At 66.4% G+C, this 18,263-nt stretch carries 14 protein-coding genes, 1 tRNA gene and 1 pseudogene; 5 read left to right on the forward strand and 11 right to left on the reverse strand.

The window, feature by feature from the left end; genetic code table 11:
* Window positions 1–566 (forward strand): annotated as a pseudogene (locus B2U11_RS04060) (glycoside hydrolase family 28 protein); the annotation flags it as partial.
* 81 nt (window positions 567–647) lie between these two features.
* Here the strand turns inward: B2U11_RS04060 and B2U11_RS04065 are convergent.
* The 8 genes from B2U11_RS04065 to rhmD all read right to left on the reverse strand — a co-directional run bounded on the left by B2U11_RS04065 (window position 648) and on the right by rhmD (window position 12,376).
* Window positions 648–3,509, reverse strand: coding sequence for a TonB-dependent receptor (locus B2U11_RS04065; protein ID WP_292070121.1), 2,862 nt, complete (start codon window positions 3,507–3,509; stop codon window positions 648–650).
* Window positions 3,510–3,530: 21 nt separating this feature from the next.
* On the reverse strand, window positions 3,531–4,988 hold the full coding sequence (locus B2U11_RS04070) for an oligogalacturonate lyase family protein (protein WP_292070123.1): 1,458 nt from the start codon (window positions 4,986–4,988) through the stop codon (window positions 3,531–3,533).
* A 22-nt stretch (window positions 4,989–5,010) separates the two neighbouring features.
* The gene (locus B2U11_RS04075) at window positions 5,011–7,293 is read right to left on the reverse strand and encodes a hypothetical protein (RefSeq protein ID WP_292070126.1); all 2,283 of its coding nucleotides are present in this window, start codon (window positions 7,291–7,293) and stop codon (window positions 5,011–5,013) included.
* The gene (locus B2U11_RS04080) at window positions 7,293–8,567 is read right to left on the reverse strand and encodes a sugar MFS transporter (RefSeq protein WP_292070128.1); all 1,275 of its coding nucleotides are present in this window, start codon (window positions 8,565–8,567) and stop codon (window positions 7,293–7,295) included. Before B2U11_RS04080 ends, B2U11_RS04075 begins: the two co-directional genes overlap by 1 nt.
* A gap of 68 nt (window positions 8,568–8,635) precedes the next feature.
* Entirely contained in the window at window positions 8,636–9,538 is a 903-nt protein-coding gene (locus B2U11_RS04085; RefSeq protein WP_292070130.1) for an amidohydrolase family protein, read from the reverse strand.
* Window positions 9,539–9,549: 11 nt separating this feature from the next.
* Window positions 9,550–10,296 (reverse strand): SDR family NAD(P)-dependent oxidoreductase, encoded by a 747-nt coding sequence (locus B2U11_RS04090; protein WP_292070133.1) that lies wholly within the window; start codon window positions 10,294–10,296, stop codon window positions 9,550–9,552.
* On the reverse strand, window positions 10,293–11,144 hold the full coding sequence (locus B2U11_RS04095) for a fumarylacetoacetate hydrolase family protein (RefSeq protein WP_292070135.1): 852 nt from the start codon (window positions 11,142–11,144) through the stop codon (window positions 10,293–10,295). The genes B2U11_RS04090 and B2U11_RS04095 overlap by 4 nt, the downstream gene beginning before the upstream one ends.
* A gap of 26 nt (window positions 11,145–11,170) precedes the next feature.
* On the reverse strand, window positions 11,171–12,376 hold the full coding sequence (gene rhmD, locus B2U11_RS04100; protein WP_292070138.1) for an L-rhamnonate dehydratase: 1,206 nt from the start codon (window positions 12,374–12,376) through the stop codon (window positions 11,171–11,173).
* Between the two features lie 141 nt (window positions 12,377–12,517).
* Between rhmD and B2U11_RS04105 the strand changes: the two genes are divergently transcribed.
* The 4 genes from B2U11_RS04105 to pelA all read left to right on the forward strand — a co-directional run bounded on the left by B2U11_RS04105 (window position 12,518) and on the right by pelA (window position 16,930).
* The gene (locus tag B2U11_RS04105) at window positions 12,518–13,324 is read left to right on the forward strand and encodes an IclR family transcriptional regulator (RefSeq protein WP_292070140.1); all 807 of its coding nucleotides are present in this window, start codon (window positions 12,518–12,520) and stop codon (window positions 13,322–13,324) included.
* A gap of 28 nt (window positions 13,325–13,352) precedes the next feature.
* Window positions 13,353–14,114 (forward strand): SDR family NAD(P)-dependent oxidoreductase, encoded by a 762-nt coding sequence (locus B2U11_RS04110; protein ID WP_292070141.1) that lies wholly within the window; start codon window positions 13,353–13,355, stop codon window positions 14,112–14,114.
* 9 nt (window positions 14,115–14,123) lie between these two features.
* Complete coding sequence (gene lldD, locus B2U11_RS04115) at window positions 14,124–15,257, forward strand: FMN-dependent L-lactate dehydrogenase LldD (protein WP_292070143.1); 1,134 nt, start codon at window positions 14,124–14,126, stop codon at window positions 15,255–15,257.
* An 80-nt stretch (window positions 15,258–15,337) separates the two neighbouring features.
* A complete protein-coding gene (pelA, locus tag B2U11_RS04120) occupies window positions 15,338–16,930 on the forward strand; it encodes a pectate lyase (RefSeq protein ID WP_292070144.1) in 1,593 nt (530 codons plus the stop codon).
* A gap of 7 nt (window positions 16,931–16,937) precedes the next feature.
* Here the strand turns inward: pelA and B2U11_RS04125 are convergent.
* The 3 genes from B2U11_RS04125 to B2U11_RS04135 form a co-directional block, all read right to left on the reverse strand.
* Window positions 16,938–17,014, reverse strand: a tRNA-Arg gene (locus tag B2U11_RS04125).
* 266 nt (window positions 17,015–17,280) lie between these two features.
* Window positions 17,281–18,075 (reverse strand): SDR family oxidoreductase, encoded by a 795-nt coding sequence (locus B2U11_RS04130; RefSeq protein ID WP_292070145.1) that lies wholly within the window; start codon window positions 18,073–18,075, stop codon window positions 17,281–17,283.
* The coding region (locus B2U11_RS04135) for a 4a-hydroxytetrahydrobiopterin dehydratase (RefSeq protein WP_292070146.1) at window positions 18,072–18,263 on the reverse strand (192 nt) is incomplete at its 5' end. The genes B2U11_RS04130 and B2U11_RS04135, both read right to left, overlap by 4 nt.

An 18,263-nucleotide genomic window follows, 5' to 3' on the forward strand; every position in this document is an offset into this window, starting at 1 on the left:
GCGACGCCCTGGCCGGCATGACCTTCGGCAGCGAGACATCCGGCGGTTTTGAAGACATCGAGGTCTCGGGCCTGCGGATCGAACACCCCGTGCCGCTGGGAATCTTCTTCAAGTCGGGCCACACGCGGGGCGGCGTCATTTCCAACATCCGGCTGCACGACATCCATCTGCATGACGTGCGCACCCTCTTCCGGGTGAATCTGAACTGGTATCCGAACTACAGCTACGCAACGATCCCGTCGGGGATCGACGACGTCCCCGACTACTGGCGGGCCCTGGCGACGCCGGTGCCGCGCGCGCAGGGGATACCCCACATCCACGACGTGCGCCTGTCCGACATCAAGGCGGTGGGCGGCAAGGTCGGCTTCGAGGCCGCCGCCTACCCCGAGGCGCCGCTCAAGGACTTTTTGTTCGAGCGCCTGGACTGGGACGTTCAGGACGCCGGGACCATCGCCGACGCGGAAAACTGGCGCTTCGTCGACTGCAACATCGACACCCTGGACGGCAAGGCGCCGAAGGTGACCGATTCGACCGGCGTGACGGGCCTGCGCGACCGCGTCTTCTGAAGGCCCGCGAGACCAAAAAGAAGGCCCGAAGCGGTTCGCTTCGGGCCAGTCAATCACGCTGGAAGATTCAGGGAGGGAAGTTCAGTACTTCCAGCGCAATCCCACGGCGATCTCGCGGCCGGTGTGCCGGTAGTCCGAGATGCGGTTCGTCACATCGACGTATCGATCGTTGTACTCGTCGGTCAGGTTGATGCCTTCCAGCGAGAAGGTCAGGCTGTCCGTGATGTCGTAGGACATCGAGGCGTCGACGTAGGTCGTGCTGTTCATGCCTTCTTCCGAGTTGCCGTTGCTGCCGGGGAAGGACATCAGATAGCCGCTGCGGTAGGCGGCCGAGACGCGCGCCTGGAACGGACCTTCCTCATAATACAAGGTGGCGTTGACGGTGTTCTTGGACTGCCCGGTCAGCCGGTTCTTGCCGGATGCGCCGTAGTCGACTTCCGAATCGACATAGGTGAAGTTGCCGACAAAGCCGAAGTTCGACCAGACGCCAGGCAGGAAGGTGAAGGGCTGCTGGTATTGGATTTCCAACCCGTGCAGTTCGCCCCCTTCGCCGTTCAGGCTGCGCGTGACCTCAAAGATTGCATCGGGACTGACGATGTTTTGCAGGAGTTCATCGGGCAGTCCCAACTGATTCCAGGGTAGCGAATCCGTTCGGGTCGTGATGAAGCTGTCGATGTCCTTGTAGAACACCGCCGCAGCCAGCAGGCCTTCGTTCTGGAAATACCACTCCACCGACAGGTCGTAGTTGGTGGCCCGGAACGGATCCAGCAGCGGATTGCCGTACTTCACGGTGAGAGTCGTCGGAGAGACGCTGCCGCCAGGCGTCAGGTTGCCCAACGACGGACGCGACATCACCTTGGCGGCGCCAAAGCGGAGCACCAGATCGTCGCGGGGTTCGATCGCTAGATTGAACGAAGGCAGCACATCGTCGTAGTCGTTGTTGGCTGTGACGTAGTCGTAGGTGGTAACGCCGCCTTGACTGACCTGCTGCCAGCCCTTGGACTCGACTTCCGTCCTGGCGTAGCGGACGCCGACGTTGCCACGCACCACCATGTTGGCGACGTCCGTGTTGAAGTCGGTCTGGAAGAAGACGCCGTTGTCCGTCTCGCTTACCTCCCGGTCGCTCTGCTTGTTGACCAGGGTTGCGTCATAGTCGCTGAGGAAGCCGGCGATTTTCCATATATCTGGGATGATATAATCAAGCGTCGAGCCGGCGGGAATGTCGATGCCGCCATCGATGCTGACGACCCTGCCGATGGAATCGACGTCGGTGAGGCGGTCGGCCCCCACGGTCGCGTCGCTTTCACGTTTGAACTCGAACGTCTTGAAACCGTAAGTCCTATATTCGCCGCCGAATTTGAAGGTCAGCGAAGGATTGAAGTCGTACTCGATCGCTCCCGCAGCGACGTTGTTGTCGAAATCGCCGCCGCTCGAACTCCGCGACGCCTTGGTCAGGGTGAAGCCTTCTCCCGACGTCGTATCGAATCCATAGTTGATCATCGGCAGACGATCATTGTCGCGGAAGTCGATGGTGTAGCCGTTCACGCCCAACTTTTCGAAAGCGTAGGCGACGTTGAGCGGAGTGCGGGCCTCCGACTTGTTCGCCCCCAACTTCAAATTGCCCCGCAGGCGATCAGTGAAATCGTGACGGATGTTCAGGGACGCTTGGCCGAAGGTGCTTTCGTTGCGGGTGAAGCCGTTCTCAGACCGAACCATGACGTTGTCGAACACAGCGTAGGAGAAGGCGTTCTTCGCCGCATCGATTTCGTAATCGCGCAGGATGACCTTATCCACGCCTTCGGTGTTGGTCGAGGCGTTGGAGTTACGAGCGAACGACCAGGCCTCGATATTGGGGCTTTCCAGCTCCGAGTTGAGACGCGACCAGAGCAGGTCCAAGACCACTTCGGTGCGATCGCTGGGGCGCCATTGGAATGAACTGGTAATGCCCAGGCGATCTTCCTGGGTGTTGCCGAAGGTGTAGCGGGGTATGCGAGGGTAGAAGGCGCTCAGCACCTCGGTCCGCTGCGCTTCGGTGGTGCAAGGGATGCAGCCGCCGAAGTTCTGTCCGACGCCGTAGGCGCGGGTTGGATCACCGCGTTGCCAGCGCGTCGTGTTGAAGCTCTCCAGAACGGGCGACCGTTCGGAATAGGCGACTGAGACCAGGCCGCCGAAGGTGCGGTTCTCGTTGGTCCAGCTCAACAAGCCGGCCAGGCGCGGAATGGTCTTTTCGGAGAGGTCATTGTAGGACGCCTGCGTCGACAAGGCGGCGTTCAGTCCGCTTCCGCCGAAATCCATCGGCCGACCGGTCTGCAGATCGACCGTCGCGCCCAGCGAGCCCTCCTCGATCTCGGCCGATTGGGTCTTGCGCACCTTGATGCTGTTGAACAGTTCCGAGGCGAACATCGAGAAGTCGAAGCTGCGGTTGCGGTTGCCGCCCGAGGCCGCCTGGGCCTCCAGGCCATTGATCCGGGTGCGGGTAAAGTCCGAGCTCAGGCCGCGCACAGAGATGGTCGTGCCCTGGCCGTTGACGCGGTCGATGGTCACGCCGGGCAGACGTTGGATGGCTTCGGCCAGGTTCTGATCGGGGAAGTCGGCGATGTCCTCGGCCAGGATGGCGTCAACCGCACCGGCCTCCTGACGCTTGATGTTCAGGGCTTGCTGCAGGCTGGAACGGAAACCGGTGACGACGATGTCCTCCACCTGGGCGGCCTCCGGCGTCTGCGCCGGATCGGTTGTCTCCGGGGCGGTCTGAGCCAGCGCTGGCGCGGCCATTGCGAGCACGGCCAGGGACGCGCCATGGGCGCACATCGTGCGTAGAGTGGTTCGCTTCATCCTGTTTCTCCCGTCCGGCGCTTTGGCACCGGTGTCATTTTTTGGTATTGTATCGCGCATAGTCGGACGCGTGACGTGCCACCTATTGCAACAGCTTCTCGTATTTTGCAACAGACATGTGATGGGGGCGGCTCAACCGGCCCGCGCGACCTCGACCGCGTAGACGTGGTTCGTCCCGTGCATGTTGGATACGAACAAGATCCACCGGCCGTCGGGGGTGAAGGTCAGGTTCGGCTCCAGCCGATAGTCGTGGTTGGACATGTCCACGATCCGTTCCGAACGCATGTAGAGCGGGTCGATCAGATCGTCCTGGTCGCTGGAGGGATCGGCGTCGACGACGGGTTCGGGCCGCAGCAGCACCAGCCATTTGCCGTCGCGGGCATGGGCGACCATGTCCTCGTCGCCGCCATCGCCGGCGAACAGCGCGCCGTCCGGCGAGACGTTGTAGTGCACGGACCAGTCGTTGCGCTCGACCCGGCGATAGGTGCGCTTGCCCGTCTCCAGATCGACCGAGGCGACCCAGAAAACCTGGCCGCGGGGCGTCTGCAGATCGTAGTGGACCTGGCTTCCGTCCGGGCTGAACCACTCGTGACCGAAAATCTCGAAGTTCATGGTCCGCTGATGCGTCTTGCGCAGGTCGGAGCCATCGACCTTCATCGTCCACATCCGGTCGACCCGGTGCCACGGTCCCTCGTGGCAGAAGATCAGACGCTGGGGATCGGTCGGCGAAAACTGGGTGTGGCCGATCCACTCGTTGGTCTTGTGGATCACGCGGCGTTCGCCGGTGGCCGTGTCGATGACGAAAATCTCCATCGGATAGCGCGCGGCCCAGCGCTGCAGCATCCGGACGCCCTTGGCGCGGGCGAAGTTCAGCGGCTTGCCGTCTGGTCCGTCGGCCTCGTACTCCGCCTGATCGAAGCGGCGGTTGCGCGGATCGTTGACGCCGGGCTGGAGCGGCTCGGATCCATAGGCCACGAAGCCCAGCAGCAGGGTCTCGTCAGCGTTGACCGAGTTGACGTTTCCGTTCGGGATGCGGGCGATCTGTCGGGTCTGGCGCGTGTCGACGTCGATGACGAACAGGGTCTTGGCGCGATCCATCAGCTGGGCGTCGCCTGGCTCGGTGACCGAATAATACACGCTGCGGTTCCGGCGTCCCGTGAACATCAGGTCAGCGTGGGGGTCCGGCACGAGGACGCTGAGGTCCCACGTCCGCAGATCCACGGTGGAGATGCCCTGCGGCGTGGAGATGACCATCAGGTCGGGCGCGCCCGCCTTTGGGACGACGAACATGTTCTTGTAGAAATAGGGCTTGCCGCCGCCGTCATCGGGCGAGACGCGGCGGATGCGGTGTCCCGTCTTCGGGTCGATCCAATTCGTCGGCGCCGGACCCGACCATTGCGGCGGCTGATGCGGCGTCGCCTGCGTCGAAGGCGGGGCCGTGTTGGGCGCGGGCCACTGCGGCGCTTCCCCCGGCGCCGGCGGCGACGAAGGGCTTTGAGCAGCGGCGGCGGGGGCGGCCCGGGCGATCAGGGCGCCGGCCGCGGGAGCGGCGAAAAGCCCTTTCAGCGCGGCGCGTCGGGAGGTCGTCATGAGGCGGTCCTCTTTCTTGAGATCAGGGGGCGGGCGCCAGGCCCTCGACGCGGACGGTCCAGCCATCCTTGGGGAAGCCCGGCGCGTGGCCGGAGGAGCCGTCCCAGCCGGCGGCCATCAGGCCGACGGCCATCAGCAGCGAGCCGTTGGAAGGGAAGTAGGTCTCGGCGGCGCGTCGATAGCCGGGGCCATCGGGATTGACCGCCATCTCGACGCCGCCGGCGCCGGCCGACACCGGCACCAATTCATCGGCGTGCTCGTCCAGGTGGACGCGCGGCGTCATGCCCGTCGGGCCCCACTGGTTGTTCTTCAGATCGGCGAACAGCCAGTCGACCGCCTTTTCCGGCTCGCCCAGCCGGGCGGCGGTCATGGCCATCATGGGGAAATCCCAGCCCCAAGTCTGGCGCACGTCCCAGTTCGCCTCCACCGCCTCGAAGGTGCGGCGCATGGCGATGGGGTCGATCCGCTCGCCCTGAATGAAGCCGTAGGCCATCAGGAAGGACGGGTGGTCGCGGTTCTTGCACTGGGCCGCCGCGGCGTGGCGCCGGCAGGCCTCGGACTTGGCCGTGTCCCAGAAGTCCGGCACGCTCTCGACCGGCAGATACAGGCCGTCCTTCATCGGCGGCGGGGCGATGCGCGCCAGGGCCTGGTCCCAATCGGCGCGGCGGGGCTTGCCCTGACGCTGCTGCCAGGACTGCGCCGTCTCCAGCGCCCAGCGGAAGTATTCCACCTCGAAGGTCGGATTGATCGTGGTCAGGGGATCGTAGTTCTCCTGAGCCGGGATCAGCGGCGTGCCCAGGTTCAGGCGGTCGCCGTCCGGCAGCGGCCAGGAGGCCAGGAGGTCGGCGGTCGCCTCGACCAGCTCGCCGTAGCGATCCAGCAGGGCCGGGTCCCTTTCCGCGCGCCAGACCAATTCGGCCAGCAGGATCGGATGCGGCTGCTGCCACATGATGAAGGGCGACACCAGGCTGGGGCTGTTGCGGCCCTCGGGTCCGACCATCTTGGGCCACCACGCGCCTTGGACATGGTGGCGCGCGGCCTCGGCGCGGGCGTGGTCGAGGTTTCCCAGATACCAGGGCAGGCTGCGCTCCAGCATCTCGGGGCGGCCCCACAGGGCCTGCCAGCCGGAATGCCAAGGGTGCATCTCCAGATGGAACTTGCCGTACCAGCTGTTGGAGAAAAGGCCTTCTTCCTGCGGCGGCAGTTCGCCCGCGCCGTTCACCGCCGACAGATATTGCGACAGCACCACCCGGCGCTCGAGCTCGGCGGCGCGCGGGTCGGTGCTGCCGGAGAAGTCGACGGCGCCCCCCTGGGTCCAGAAGGCGCGCCAATGGGCGGTCGTCGCCTGGGCGCCGTCGGCGAAGGCGGGCGTGGCGACATTGCTGTTCGCCGGGTCGAAGCGGACCATGACCTCAAGCCGCTCACCGCCAGACGAAGCGACACGGAAATCGGTCTCGCCGGCCTGTTCGATGCGGCCGTCGCCGGCGATGGCGGAGACGTAGGTCGTGTCGTCCAGCGTGCGGCGGATACGGGTCTCGCGGTCCGTTCGGCTGACGACCGTCAGGCTCTGCGCGCCCGCATCGTCGAAAGTGGTCGTGTCGGGATTGATCGCGGGGTTCACGCCCGGATAGCGAATGCGAACGCCCAGTCCGTCGCTGGCGACCAGGGGGGACGCGATCTCCACCATCACCATGTCCAGCGTCGGGTGGACGCGGGTCACGACCTGCACCGGCCGACCGTCGTAGGTGAAGCGACTGGTCAGGGTTCCGGACCACAGGTCCAGGGTCTGGCGCGTGTCGGCGACCTTGGCGAAGTCCAGGGCGCGGCCGTCGGCGAAGGTCAGACCGATGCGGCTCAGGGAAAACCGGTGCGGATTGGCGCGCAGCCAAGTGTAGGCGGGGTTGGTCTCGGCCACGTCCCAGGACGTCATCCAGGCGTAGGGCTGTGCGCCCCGTCCGGGCACCGGCACATCGATCAGCCCGTCCTGTTCCGTGTAGCCCTCCGGGTTGGGGAAGCTGTGCCAGGCCCACTGGGCCATGGTCATCAGCGGCGCCAGTTCCGAATACTGTTCGGGAAAGGTCTGAAGGCCGGTGATGTCGGCGGTGAAGCCCAGGTCGCCGTTGCCCAACTGGATCGGCGCATGGCGGTCGATGGCCGTCAGGACGACGTTGTGGCGGGTCACCAGGGCATGGCGGTCGATGGGCGCGGCCGGGATTGCGGCGGGGACGGGCTGCGCGACCTGGGCGCAGGCGGCCGCCGGAGCGACCAGCAGCGTGAAGACCACAAGGGCCCAGCGCAACCTCATCAGACCGCCTCCGTCCGGCCCAGGCCCGCGCCCTTCCACCCATACCAGGCGACCACCGCGAAGCAGGCGGCCGGCAGAAGGAAGGCGACATGGGCGCCGTACAGGTCCGACAGCTTGCCCATCGGCCAGGGCAGGAGCACGCCGCCGCCGATGGCCATGACCATGAAGGACGACGCCTTCTTGGTCGCCGCGCCCAAGCCCGCCGTGCCCAGGGCGAAAATGGTCGCGAACATGGTCGACATGAAGAAAAAGACGGCGATGAGGGCGATAGGCGACACCTTGTCGATCCCGGCCGCCACGATCAGCGTCAGGACCACGTTGATGACGCCATAGGCGGTCAGCAGCGCGCGCGGCCTGATCCGCAACAGCAAGGCCGTGGCGGCGAAGCGGCCGACCAGATAGCCGATGGCGCCCAGCGACAGCATGAAGGCGCCTTCCTGGCTTGTCAGGCCCTGCCAGTTCTGGGTGACCAGGTTGATGAAGAAGGCGCCGATGCCGACCTGGGCGCCCAGATAGAGCGCCTGGGTGATGACGCCGGCGATGAAGTGGGGTTGCTGCGACAGCGGGCGGGACGCGCCGTCGACCGTTTCCCCCCCGTGATCGGACAGGCCGGTTTCGGGCAATCGGGCGCGCCAGACGGCCAAGGCGAACAGGACGATGCCCACAGCGATCAGCCCATAGACGATCTGGATCGACCGGGTCGCGCCGCCCAGCGCCTGGGTCGTCGTCGGGCTGAAGAAGACCGCGCCCCCGATCAGCGGGCCGAAGAAAACGCCCAGGGCGTTGAACGACTGGGCCAGGTTCAGACGCTGCGGCGCCTTGGCCGGGTCGCCCAGGACGTTGACGTAGGTGTCGGCGCTGGTCTCCAGGATGCACAGGCCCGCCGCAAGGATGAACATGGAGCCGACGAAGGGCAGAAAGGCCCTCGCGCCCGCCGCCGGGATGAACAACAGGGCGCCGAAGGCCGCCACCCCCAGGCCGACGACGATGCCGAACTTGTAGCCGCGCGCGTTCAGCAACAGGCCCGCCGGCACGGACAGCAGCAGATAGGCGCCGAAATAGGCGATCTGCAGCCAGGCGCTGTCGGCATGGCTGATGCTCAGGGTTTCCTGGAAGTGCTTGTTCAGCACGTCGAGCAGGCCGTAGGCCAGGCCCCAGATCAGGAAACAGGCGATCGCGAAGGCCAGCGGGCCCCGCAGATTTCTGGCGGCCCCCAGGGCTGAAGGTTGGGCCAGGCCTCCGGGCGTGTGGGCGGCGTCGGTCTCGATGCTCATGGCGTCCTCGGGTTTCCTCGGGTCTTCTTTTGGGGCCTTGCCGTCTTCGCGCGGCTTGGGCGGGCGGGTCAGATTCGGTAGATCGCCTCGGCGTTGGCGGCGAACAGGCGGCCGCGTTCGTCGGTCGAGAAGTCGGCCGTGATCGCGTCGAAGGCGGAATAGAAGGCGTCGAATGTTCCGTGAACGCTTTCGACCGGGAAGTCGGAGGCGAACATCGCCCGCTCGGCGCCGAAGGCGTCTATGCACTCAAGAACGATGGGGCGGATGCTGTCCGGGGTCCAGGCGCGGTCGGTTATGCCCAGTCCCGAAATCTTGATGGAGACGTGCGGCTGGGCGGACAGCAGGCGCAGACCCGTCTTCCAGCGCTCCATTCCCGCAGCGTCGCGGTCGGTCGGCAGGCCCGCGTGGTTGACGATCATCGGGATGTCGGGATGGCGCGCGGCGATGATCGCGGCGGTGGCCATCTGCGACGGATAGAGCTGGAGATCGAACGACAGGCCGTGTTTCGCCAGCTTGGCGAAGCCCTTCACCCAATTCGGATCGGGCAGAAGATCGCGCGGATTGTAGGTCTTCAGCGGGTCTTCGTGCCAGCAGACGATCTGACGGACGCCGCGCACATTGGGGCGCGCGGCATGCGCCTCCAGCAGGGCGTCCAGATCCGGGTCCAGCAGGTCGGCCCCGGCGATGATCGCCTGCGGATAGCCGCGCGTGTCGGCCAGGGACTGGAGCCAGTCGGTCTCGGCCAGTTGGCGTCCCACGGGCTGGCCCGCCTCGACATGGACGATCTTGTCCACGCGCCAGCCGGCCGTGTCGGCCAGATAGTCGTCCAGCAGATAGTCGCGATCGGCGATGGGAGACATGTCCCCGGCCGGATTGGTCGGCAGGGGATCGTCCTGCAGCCAGACGTAACGCGCGCGGGACAGGTCCCAGAGATGGACGTGGCCGTCGACGATGCGAAGATCCGAGACCACGCGCGCCTCCCTCAGTAGGTCGTGCGGCCGCCCGACGTGTCGAACGTCGAGGCGGTGGTGAAGCTGCACTCTTCCGACGCCATGAAACAGACCATGGCGGCGCTCTCCTCGACTTCGCCCAGACGACCCATGGGGATCTTGGAGCGCATGTAGTCGACCTGGCTCTTGGGCAGCTGGTCCAGAATCGGGCTGTCGAACGTGGCGGGGGTCAGGCTGTTGGCGACGACGCCCTTGCCGGCCAGTTCCTTGCCCAGCGATTTGGTGAAGCCGATCACGCCCGCCTTGGACGCCGAATAGGCGGAGGCGTTGGGATTGCCTTCCTTGCCGGCGACCGAGGCGACGTTGACGATCCGGCCGTAGCCGTTGGCCAGCATGAAGGGCACGACCGCACGCGCACAGTAGAAGACGCCGTTGAGGTTGATGTCGACCACCCGCTTCCAGCTGTCGATCGGGAAATCGTGCACCGGCGCGGTCGCGCCGGTGATGCCGGCCGAGGCGATCAAGATGTCGATCTTGCCCAGCGCGACGTTGGCCTCGGCCGCGGCCGCGGAGACCGCGTCTGCGTCCGATACGTCGAGCGCCGCGAAATGCGTCGCACCGATCTCGGCGGCGGCGGCGGCGAGAGCTTCGGCGTTCAGGTCCCACAGCGAGACCTTGCCGCCCTCCTGAATAATGCGTTCGGCCGCGCATTTTCCCAGGCCGGAGGCGCCGCCGCTGACGATGGCCGTTCGGCCCGCGAAACGTCCAGCGTAGCTCATCGCGACCACGCCACGAAGGTCTGACCCTGTTCGCCCAGCTTCTCGATGCCGAGGCGGACGGTGTCGCCCGCCTTCAGATACCAGGGCTCCGGCTTCTGGCCCAGGCCCACGCCTGGGGGGGTGCCGGTGGTGATCAGGTCGCCGGGCTCCAGCGTCATGAACTCCGACAGGTAGGAGACGATTTCGGCGACGGTGAAGATCATCGTGTTCGTATTGCCGGTCTGGACGCGCTTGCCGTTGACATCCAGCCACATGTCCAGGTTCTGGACGTCGCCGACCTCGTCCCTGGTCACCAGCCAGGGCCCGACGGGCCCGAAGGTGTCGCATCCCTTGCCCTTGTCCCAGGTCGGCCCGCGCTCGGTCTGGAAGGCGCGCTCGGACACGTCGTTGATCAGAACGTAGCCGGCGACGTGATCCAGCGCCTCGTCCTTCGTCACATAGGACGCGGTCTTGCCGATGACGACGCCCAGCTCGACTTCCCAGTCGGTCTTTTGGGAGCCGCGCGGGATGACGACGTCGTCGTTCGGACCGTTCAGGCAGGTGATCGCCTTTGTGAAGACCACGGGCTCCGCCGGAAGGGGCAGGTTCGATTCCGCGGCGTGGTCGGCGAAGTTCAGGCCGATGGCGATGAACTTGCGCGATCCATTGATCGGCACGCCATAGCGCGGCTCGCCCTCGACCACCGGCAGGGAACCGGTGTCAACCGCGGCCAGTCTGGCCAGCCCCTCGTCCGACAGAACATCGGGGGTGAGGTCGGCCACCACGCTTGACAGGTCGCGGATGCGGCCCTCGGCGTCGAGCAGTCCGGGCTTTTCCTGCCCCTTGGGGCCGTAGCGAAGCAGTTTCATCAGGTCGTCTCTTGGAAGAGGAAGGGTCAGCGTGCGTAGGGGCGATGCAGGGCGATGTCGCGGTTCAGCTCGACGCCGAAGCCTGGGGTGTCGGGAACCTTGAGCCGGCCGTTCACGGGGACGGGCTCGCCGATCAACTGCGGATGGAACATCGGCACGACTTCGTCGGCGCCGGGGGCCATCATCAGGAACTCCGCGAACGGGCTGTTATGGCGCGTCACGACGAAGTGGTAGGAATAGACGGATGATCCGTGGGGGATCATCAGCACGCCCTTGGCGTCGGCCATGGCGGAAATCTTGATCAGCTCGGTCACGCCGCCGCACCAGCCGACGTCCGGCTGGATGATGTCGCAGCATTCCATTTCCAGCAGCATGCGGAAGCCCCAGCGGGTGGCCTCATGTTCGCCCGTGGTGACCAGCATGCCCTCGGGCGCGTTCTTCTTCAGCGCCTGATAGCCCCAGTAGTCGTCGGGGCTCAGCGCCTCCTCGATCCATTTGAGGCCCAGCTTGTGAGCCTCGTGCGCCAGACGGGTGGCGTAGTTCAGGTCCAGCGCCATCCAGCAGTCGAACATCAGCCAGAAGTCGTCGCCGCAGGCGTTCCGCATGGCCTCCAGCTCGGCCAGGTTCTTGCGCAGGCCCTCCTCGCCCTCGGCCGGGCCATGGTGCAGGGGCGTCTTGCCGCCGATGAATCCCAGTTCCTTGGCCTTATCCGGCCGCGCGCCGGTGGCGTAGAAGGCCAGCTCGTCACGCACCGCCCCGCCCAGCATGGCGAAAACCGGCTCCTGACGCAGGCGGCCCAGAAGGTCCCACAGGGCCAGATCGACGCCGGAAATGGCGTTCACCACCAGACCCTTGCGACCGTAATACTGGGTCGAGAAATACATCTGGTCCCAGATCTTCTCGACTTCGGACGGGTCGCGGCCCTCCAGGAAGCGGGCCAGGTGCTTCTCGACGATATAGGCCGCCGGCTCGCCGCCGGTCGTCACCGCGAAGCCGACCACGCCGTTCTCGGCCTCGATCTCCACGACCAGGGTGCCGAGCACGTTGATGCCGAAGCTGCGGCGGCTCTGGCGATATTCGGGGTACTTCGCCATCGGGGTGGCGATGTGGTCGTCGATCCAATGGCCGTCACCCTGATCGTGATAGTCGGCGCCGCCTCCCTGATGGGCGCCGGTTCCGTCATTCTTCACGACGAAAGCGCGAACACGGCTGATTTTCGGCAGGCGGCTCATTGAGCGACCGCCGCCATATGGCAATTTCTTCCCATAATGCGGGATGTCACTGGCTTTCCTCCGCGAGCCGCGTCAAACTTACAACCCTTCGAGCAGGCCGGCTTGCGCGTTTTGCTACATTCTGAGAATGAGGATTACGAAATGGGACGAACGGCGTCAATCAGAACCACGCAGGTGGACGGGGAGGAGGAGACCGGCGCGAAGTCGTCTGGCAGCCAAACCCTGCTGCGCGGTCTGGACGTGATCGACGCCCTTGTCGATGGCGCCCTGCCGCTCGCGGAACTGTCGGAAAGGCTGGACCTGACCCGCAGCACCACCCACCGTCTGGCCTCCGCCCTGGTCGATCGCCGCCTGCTGTCCTTCCGGCCGCGCGAAGGCTACTCGCTTGGTCCAAAACTGCTGGAACTGGGCCATGCCGCCAGCCAGCAGATGCACCTGCCGCGCGTGGCGCGACCGTGGCTGGAACAACTCTCGGCCCAGACCGACGACACCGTGCACCTCGGCGTACTCGACGGCCGGCACGCCCTTTACCTGGACACGGTGCCGGGGCGGCGACGCATCAACATCGGGTCTCGGCTCGGCGAGCGTCATCCCATCGCCTCCACCGGGCTGGGCAAGGCGCTGATCCTGGACAAGACCGAGGCGGAATGGATCGACTTCTTCGCCCCGGAAGGTCAGCCGTTCGACTCGGCCAAGCGGGCGGTGTGGCTGGAGCGCATGCATGGCTACGCGCAGAAGGGCTACGCCTTCGACCTGGAGGAGAACGAGGACCAGATCCGCTGCGTCGCCGCGCCGATCCGATCCGTCAACGGCCAGGTGGTCGCCGCGCTCAGCGTGTCGTCGGCGGCGCAATACATGTCTGACGAGCGGATGGCGGAACTGACCCGCACCGTCACGGACGCGGCCAACGCCATCAGCGCCGATCTGGGCTGGACGCCGAAACCCTAGACATCACCAAGAGAACGCCGGAGCCCCCATGCTGCTTGAGAACAAGGTCGTCCTGATCACGGGCGCGTCGCGGGGAATTGGGCGGGCCACCGCCATCGAGGCGGCGCGTCAAGGCGCGGACGTGGCCATCAACAGCTACACTGACGCCCCGGCGGCGGCCGAGGTGGTCGCCCGGATCGAGGCCTTGGGTCGCAAGGCGATCGCCGTCGACGGCGATGTGGCTCGGTCAGAAAGCGCCGCCGCCTTCGTCTCCGCCGCCGTCGCCGCCCTTGGCCGGGTGGACGTCTTCGTCTCCAACGCCGGCATCTGCCCGTTCCACGCCTTCCTCGACATGCCGACGGAGACCCTGCGCCGGACGATGGAGGTCAATCTGCACGGGGCCTACTTCATGACCCAGGCCGCGGCCAACCAGATGGTGAAGCAGGGAGACGGCGGGGCCATCGTCGCCATCAGTTCGATCTCGGCCCTCGTCGGCGGCGAGATGCAGACCCACTACACCCCGACCAAGGCGGGGGTGCACAGTTTGATGCAGTCCTGTGCGGTGGCCCTTGGTCGGTACGGCATCCGCTGCAACTCGGTCCTGCCGGGGACGATCGCCACCGACATCAACAGGGACGACCTCGCCGACCCCGAGAAGCGCGAATACATGGAGGGCCGCATCCCTCTGGGCCGCCTGGGCCGACCCGAGGACATCGCCTCGGTCGTCGTCTTCCTCGCCTCGGACATGGCCGGTTACATGTCGGGCGCGGCCCTGCTGGTCGACGGCGGCGCCTTCGCCAACTTCCAGTAGGATCCGGCCGTGATCATTTCCTCGCCCGGCGACTATCGCGAGGCCGCCCGCCGCAAGCTGCCGCCCTTCCTGTTCCACTACATCGACGGCGGCGCCTACGCCGAGCAGACCCTGCGGCGCAACGTCGAGGACTGGCAGGCGGTCGCCCTGCGCCAGCGCGTCTTGCAGGACATGAGCGCCCTGAGCCTTGAGACCCGTCTGTTCGACGAGACGCTGAGCCTGCCCGTCATCCTGGGGCCGGTCGGCCTGACCGGCATGTACGCACGACGGGGCGAGGTGCAGGCGGCCAAGGCGGCGGCGTCGCGCGGCGTGCCGTTCACGATGTCCACTGTCTCGGTCTGCGCCATCGAGGAGGTCGCGCCCGTCATCGACCGACCGATGTGGTTCCAGCTCTATGTGCTGAAGGACAGGGGCTTCATGAGAAGCGCGTTGCAGCGGGCCAAGGCCGCGGGCGTTACCACCCTGGTCTTCACCGTCGATATGCCCACGCCCGGCGCGCGCTACCGCGACGCCCATTCGGGCATGAGCGGGCCGAACGCCGCGCTGCGCCGGATGGTCCAGGCCATGACCCATCCGGCATGGGCCTGGGACGTGGGCGTGGGGGGGCGGCCGCACGACCTGGGAAACGTCTCGGCCTATCTGGGCAAGCCCACCGGCTTGGCCGACTACATCGGCTGGCTGGCCGCCAATTTCGATCCGTCGATTTCGTGGAGGGATCTGCAATGGATCCGCGACTTCTGGGACGGCCCGATGATCATCAAGGGAATTCTTGACCCCGAGGACGCGCGCGAAGCCGTCAGGTTCGGGGCGGACGGGATCGTGGTGTCCAACCATGGCGGTCGCCAGCTGGACGGCGTGCTGTCTTCCGCGCGCGCCCTGCCGGCCGTCGCCGACGCCGTGCAGGGGGATTTGCGCATCCTGGTCGATTCGGGGGTCCGCAATGGCCTGGACGTGGTGCGCGCGCTCGCCCTCGGCGCCGACGCCGTAATGCTGGGCCGCGCCTTCATCTACGCCCTGGCCGCGGACGGAGAGGCGGGCGTGGGCGATCTGCTCGACCTGTTCGAGAGGGAGATGCGCGTCGCCATGACCCTGACGGGGGCGAAATCCGTGGGTCAGGTCCGGCGGGACTTTCTGGCGAACTGAAGCGGGTCGAAGGCGCCGGGCGGTTGCGTCCGATTGTCTCACTATGTAAAAGCATTCCCAAAATAATGGGAGTAACGCACATGAAGCCCTTTCACGCCCTGCCCGTGGTCACCTTGACGCTGCTGGCCGCCGTCTTTGGAACGCCTGGCGTCGGGGTCGGCGTCGCGCGGGCCGATGTCTTGCGGATGAACACGCCGGCGGTCGGCCTGACCATCGACCGGATCGGAGCGTTGCCGGATGCGGAGCGAGGCGCCTGGGCGGACTACCTGGCGCGCTCCCAGGCTCAGCATCTGGCGGACCGCGCCGCCCTGGCGGCCGAACTTCCGGCGGGGGCCGTCGCGCCCCCTCCGCCGCAGGCCGTCGGCCCCAGCCATTACAACATGCCGCTTGATCGCCCGGCCCAGTGGTACGGCACGGCCGAGGCGCGCAGGATCGCCGACGCCATCGTCAGTTTTCAGACGCCCGCCGGCGGGTGGAGCAAGAATCAGGATCGCAGCATCGCCCGTCTGCCGGGCCAGCGTTTCTCGAACGACGCCGAGACGATGGAGCAGAACCCCGCCAACTTCGATGCGCCGGCCGACCGCTTCTGGACCTTCGTCGGCACGCTGGACAACGAGGCGACATGGTCGGAGATGCGGTTCCTGGCCAAGGTCGCGGCCCATGCGCCGGGGCCTGAGGGCGACGCCTGGCGCGCCAGCGTGATCCGCGGCGTCCACTATCTGCTGAACGCTCAGTATCCGAACGGGGGCTGGCCGCAGATCTGGCCCCTGGAAGGCGGCTTCCACGATTCCATCACCTTCAACGACAACGCCGTGGCCAACGCCGCGATGGTGTTGCGCGACGTGGCCAACGGAGCCGAGGGGTTCGACTTCGTGCCCGCCGAACTGGAAGGCCGCGCCGCCGAGGCGACAAGGAAGGCTGTCGACGTGATCCTGGCCGCTCAGGTTCGGGACGGCGATCGCCTGCTGGGCTGGCCACAGCAGGTCGAGCCGATGCGCCTGGTCCCCACCAGCGCGCGCAACTACGAGCCCCGCTCGATCGCCAGCGGCGAGACCACCGACATCCTGATCTTCTTGATGGGCGAACCCCATCCGTCACCGGAGGTCGAGGCCGCCGTGCGCGGCGCCGCCTCGTGGCTGGAAGCCGTCAAGGTGCGCGACAAGTCCTTCGAGATGACGGACCAGGGCCGCAAGCTGATCGACAAGCCCGGCGCCGGCCCGATCTGGTCGCGCAACTATGACCTTGTCACCGGCCGCCCGATCTTTGGCGACAAGGACCAGACCATCCACGACGACGTCAACGAGATTTCGATCGGACGCCGCAACGGCTATTCGTGGTGGATTTCCAGCCCGCAGCGCGCGCTCGACCTCTACGCCGACTGGGCGGTCCGAAACGGCCGCGGGCCGGCACAGGGGCAGGACAAAGTCGTGGCACTCGACGCCAGCGCCTACGCCGCCTCGGGCGCGGCGTCGACTCACAGAGCGCTTGCGCCCGTCTCCGGGACCCCAAGGGCAAAGAGAACGGGGTCGACGAGGGAAGGCAGCCAGGTGCGCGGCCCCGCCGACCATTTGCGGCTGCTCGCTTTTCTGTCGGGCATTGCCAGCACGCTGGCAAAATGTCGAAGCCACGCCAATGAGACAGGCGTCAGCTGTTTGGAAACCACACAGGGCTGAAGCAAAATGGCGCACCCGAGAGGATTCGAACCTCTGACCCCTGCCTTCGGAGGGCAGTACTCTATCCAGCTGAGCTACGGGTGCGTGCACGGCGGTGAAGCCGGAAGACGCCGCTTACAGCATGGCGCGGACAGCCTCAATCCCGAATAGAGGACAATCGTTCCCCGTCCTTGCGCTGGATCGACCGAGGCGCGTCAGGCCGACCCTCATGGCCTCAAGCAGCGCGAAGCGCGGTAGGTCGACCCACATGGCCTCAAGCAGCGCGAAGCGCGGTAGGTCGACCCACATGGCCTCAAGCAGCGCGAAGCGCGGTAGGCCAACAAAGAAGCAATAGATCGCGCTCGCGCGATCTATTGCGCCGTCATGCCGCCGTCGATCTTGAACTCGGCGCCGGTGACGAACTTCGATTCGTCTGACGCGAGGTAGAGGACGCAATAGGCCACGTCGTCGGGTTCGCCGATCCGCTTCAGGGGGATGCCGCGCGACAGGCGTTCGTGGGCCTTGGCCTCGTCGCCGCCGGCCATGGCGACGAAGGGGTCCAGGATCGGCGTCTTGATGAAGACCGGGTGGACCGAGTTGCAGCGTACGTTCCAGTCGGCCTTGGCGGCCTCAAGCGCCAGGGTCTTGGTGTACATCCACACTCCGGCCTTGGTGGCGTTGTAGGCGCCCATGCCCGGCGCGGCGGCCAGGCCGGCGATCGAGGAGATGTTGACGATGGAGGCGGGCGCGGCGGCGCGCAGGTGCGGCATCGCATGCTTGGAGCCCAGCATGATCGAGCGCAGGTTGATCTCGTACTGACGCTGCCAGTTCTCGACGGTGTCCTGCTCGACGAAGGCCAGCGGCCCGCCGACGCCGGCGTTGTTGACCAGGACCGACAGGCCGCCCAGGTCGGCGACGGCGGCGGCGATCACCCGTTCCCAGTCCGCCTCGCTCGCCACGTCGTGAGCGTAGGCGAAGGCGGCGCCGGGGATTTCGGCATTGAGGCGCGCGGCCAGGTCGGCGACGCGCTCGCCGTCGATGTCGCTCACCGCCACGGTCGCGCCCTCGCGCGCCAGCATGAAGGCCATGGCCTCGCCCAGGCCGCCGGCGGCGCCGGTGATCAGGGCGGTCTTGCCGGAGACCCGGCCCGGACGGAGCGCGCTCATGCGCCGGCGGCCATCGCTTCGGCGATCTGGTCGATGAAGCGGGCCATCTCGACATCGCGGCGGGTCACGCCGTCCGCATCATGGGTGGTCAGCAGCACCTCGACGCGATTGTAGACGTTCGACCATTCCGGGTGATGGTCCATCTTGTCCGCCAGCAAGGCGACGCGCGTCATGAAGCCGAAGGCGGC

The organism is Brevundimonas sp. UBA7534, from assembly GCF_002479325.1.
In the GTDB taxonomy this organism is placed as follows: Bacteria; Pseudomonadota; Alphaproteobacteria; order Caulobacterales; family Caulobacteraceae; genus Brevundimonas.

Bases quoted from the DNA above. Each gene is read 5' to 3' on its own strand.
- B2U11_RS04130 (WP_292070145.1), bottom strand. From the start codon at position 18,075: ATGAGCGCGCTCCGTCCGGGCCGGGTCTCCGGCAAGACCGCCCTGATC.
- B2U11_RS04095 (WP_292070135.1), bottom strand. From the start codon at position 11,144: ATGAAACTGCTTCGCTACGGCCCCAAGGGGCAGGAAAAGCCCGGACTG.
- B2U11_RS04110 (WP_292070141.1), top strand. From the start codon at position 13,353: ATGCTGCTTGAGAACAAGGTCGTCCTGATCACGGGCGCGTCGCGGGGA.
- B2U11_RS04090 (WP_292070133.1), bottom strand. From the start codon at position 10,296: ATGAGCTACGCTGGACGTTTCGCGGGCCGAACGGCCATCGTCAGCGGC.
- rhmD (WP_292070138.1), bottom strand. From the start codon at position 12,376: ATGAGCCGCCTGCCGAAAATCAGCCGTGTTCGCGCTTTCGTCGTGAAG.
- B2U11_RS04105 (WP_292070140.1), top strand. From the start codon at position 12,518: ATGGGACGAACGGCGTCAATCAGAACCACGCAGGTGGACGGGGAGGAG.
- B2U11_RS04070 (WP_292070123.1), bottom strand. From the start codon at position 4,988: ATGACGACCTCCCGACGCGCCGCGCTGAAAGGGCTTTTCGCCGCTCCC.
- B2U11_RS04080 (WP_292070128.1), bottom strand. From the start codon at position 8,567: ATGAGCATCGAGACCGACGCCGCCCACACGCCCGGAGGCCTGGCCCAA.
- B2U11_RS04075 (WP_292070126.1), bottom strand. From the start codon at position 7,293: ATGAGGTTGCGCTGGGCCCTTGTGGTCTTCACGCTGCTGGTCGCTCCG.
- pelA (WP_292070144.1), top strand. From the start codon at position 15,338: ATGAAGCCCTTTCACGCCCTGCCCGTGGTCACCTTGACGCTGCTGGCC.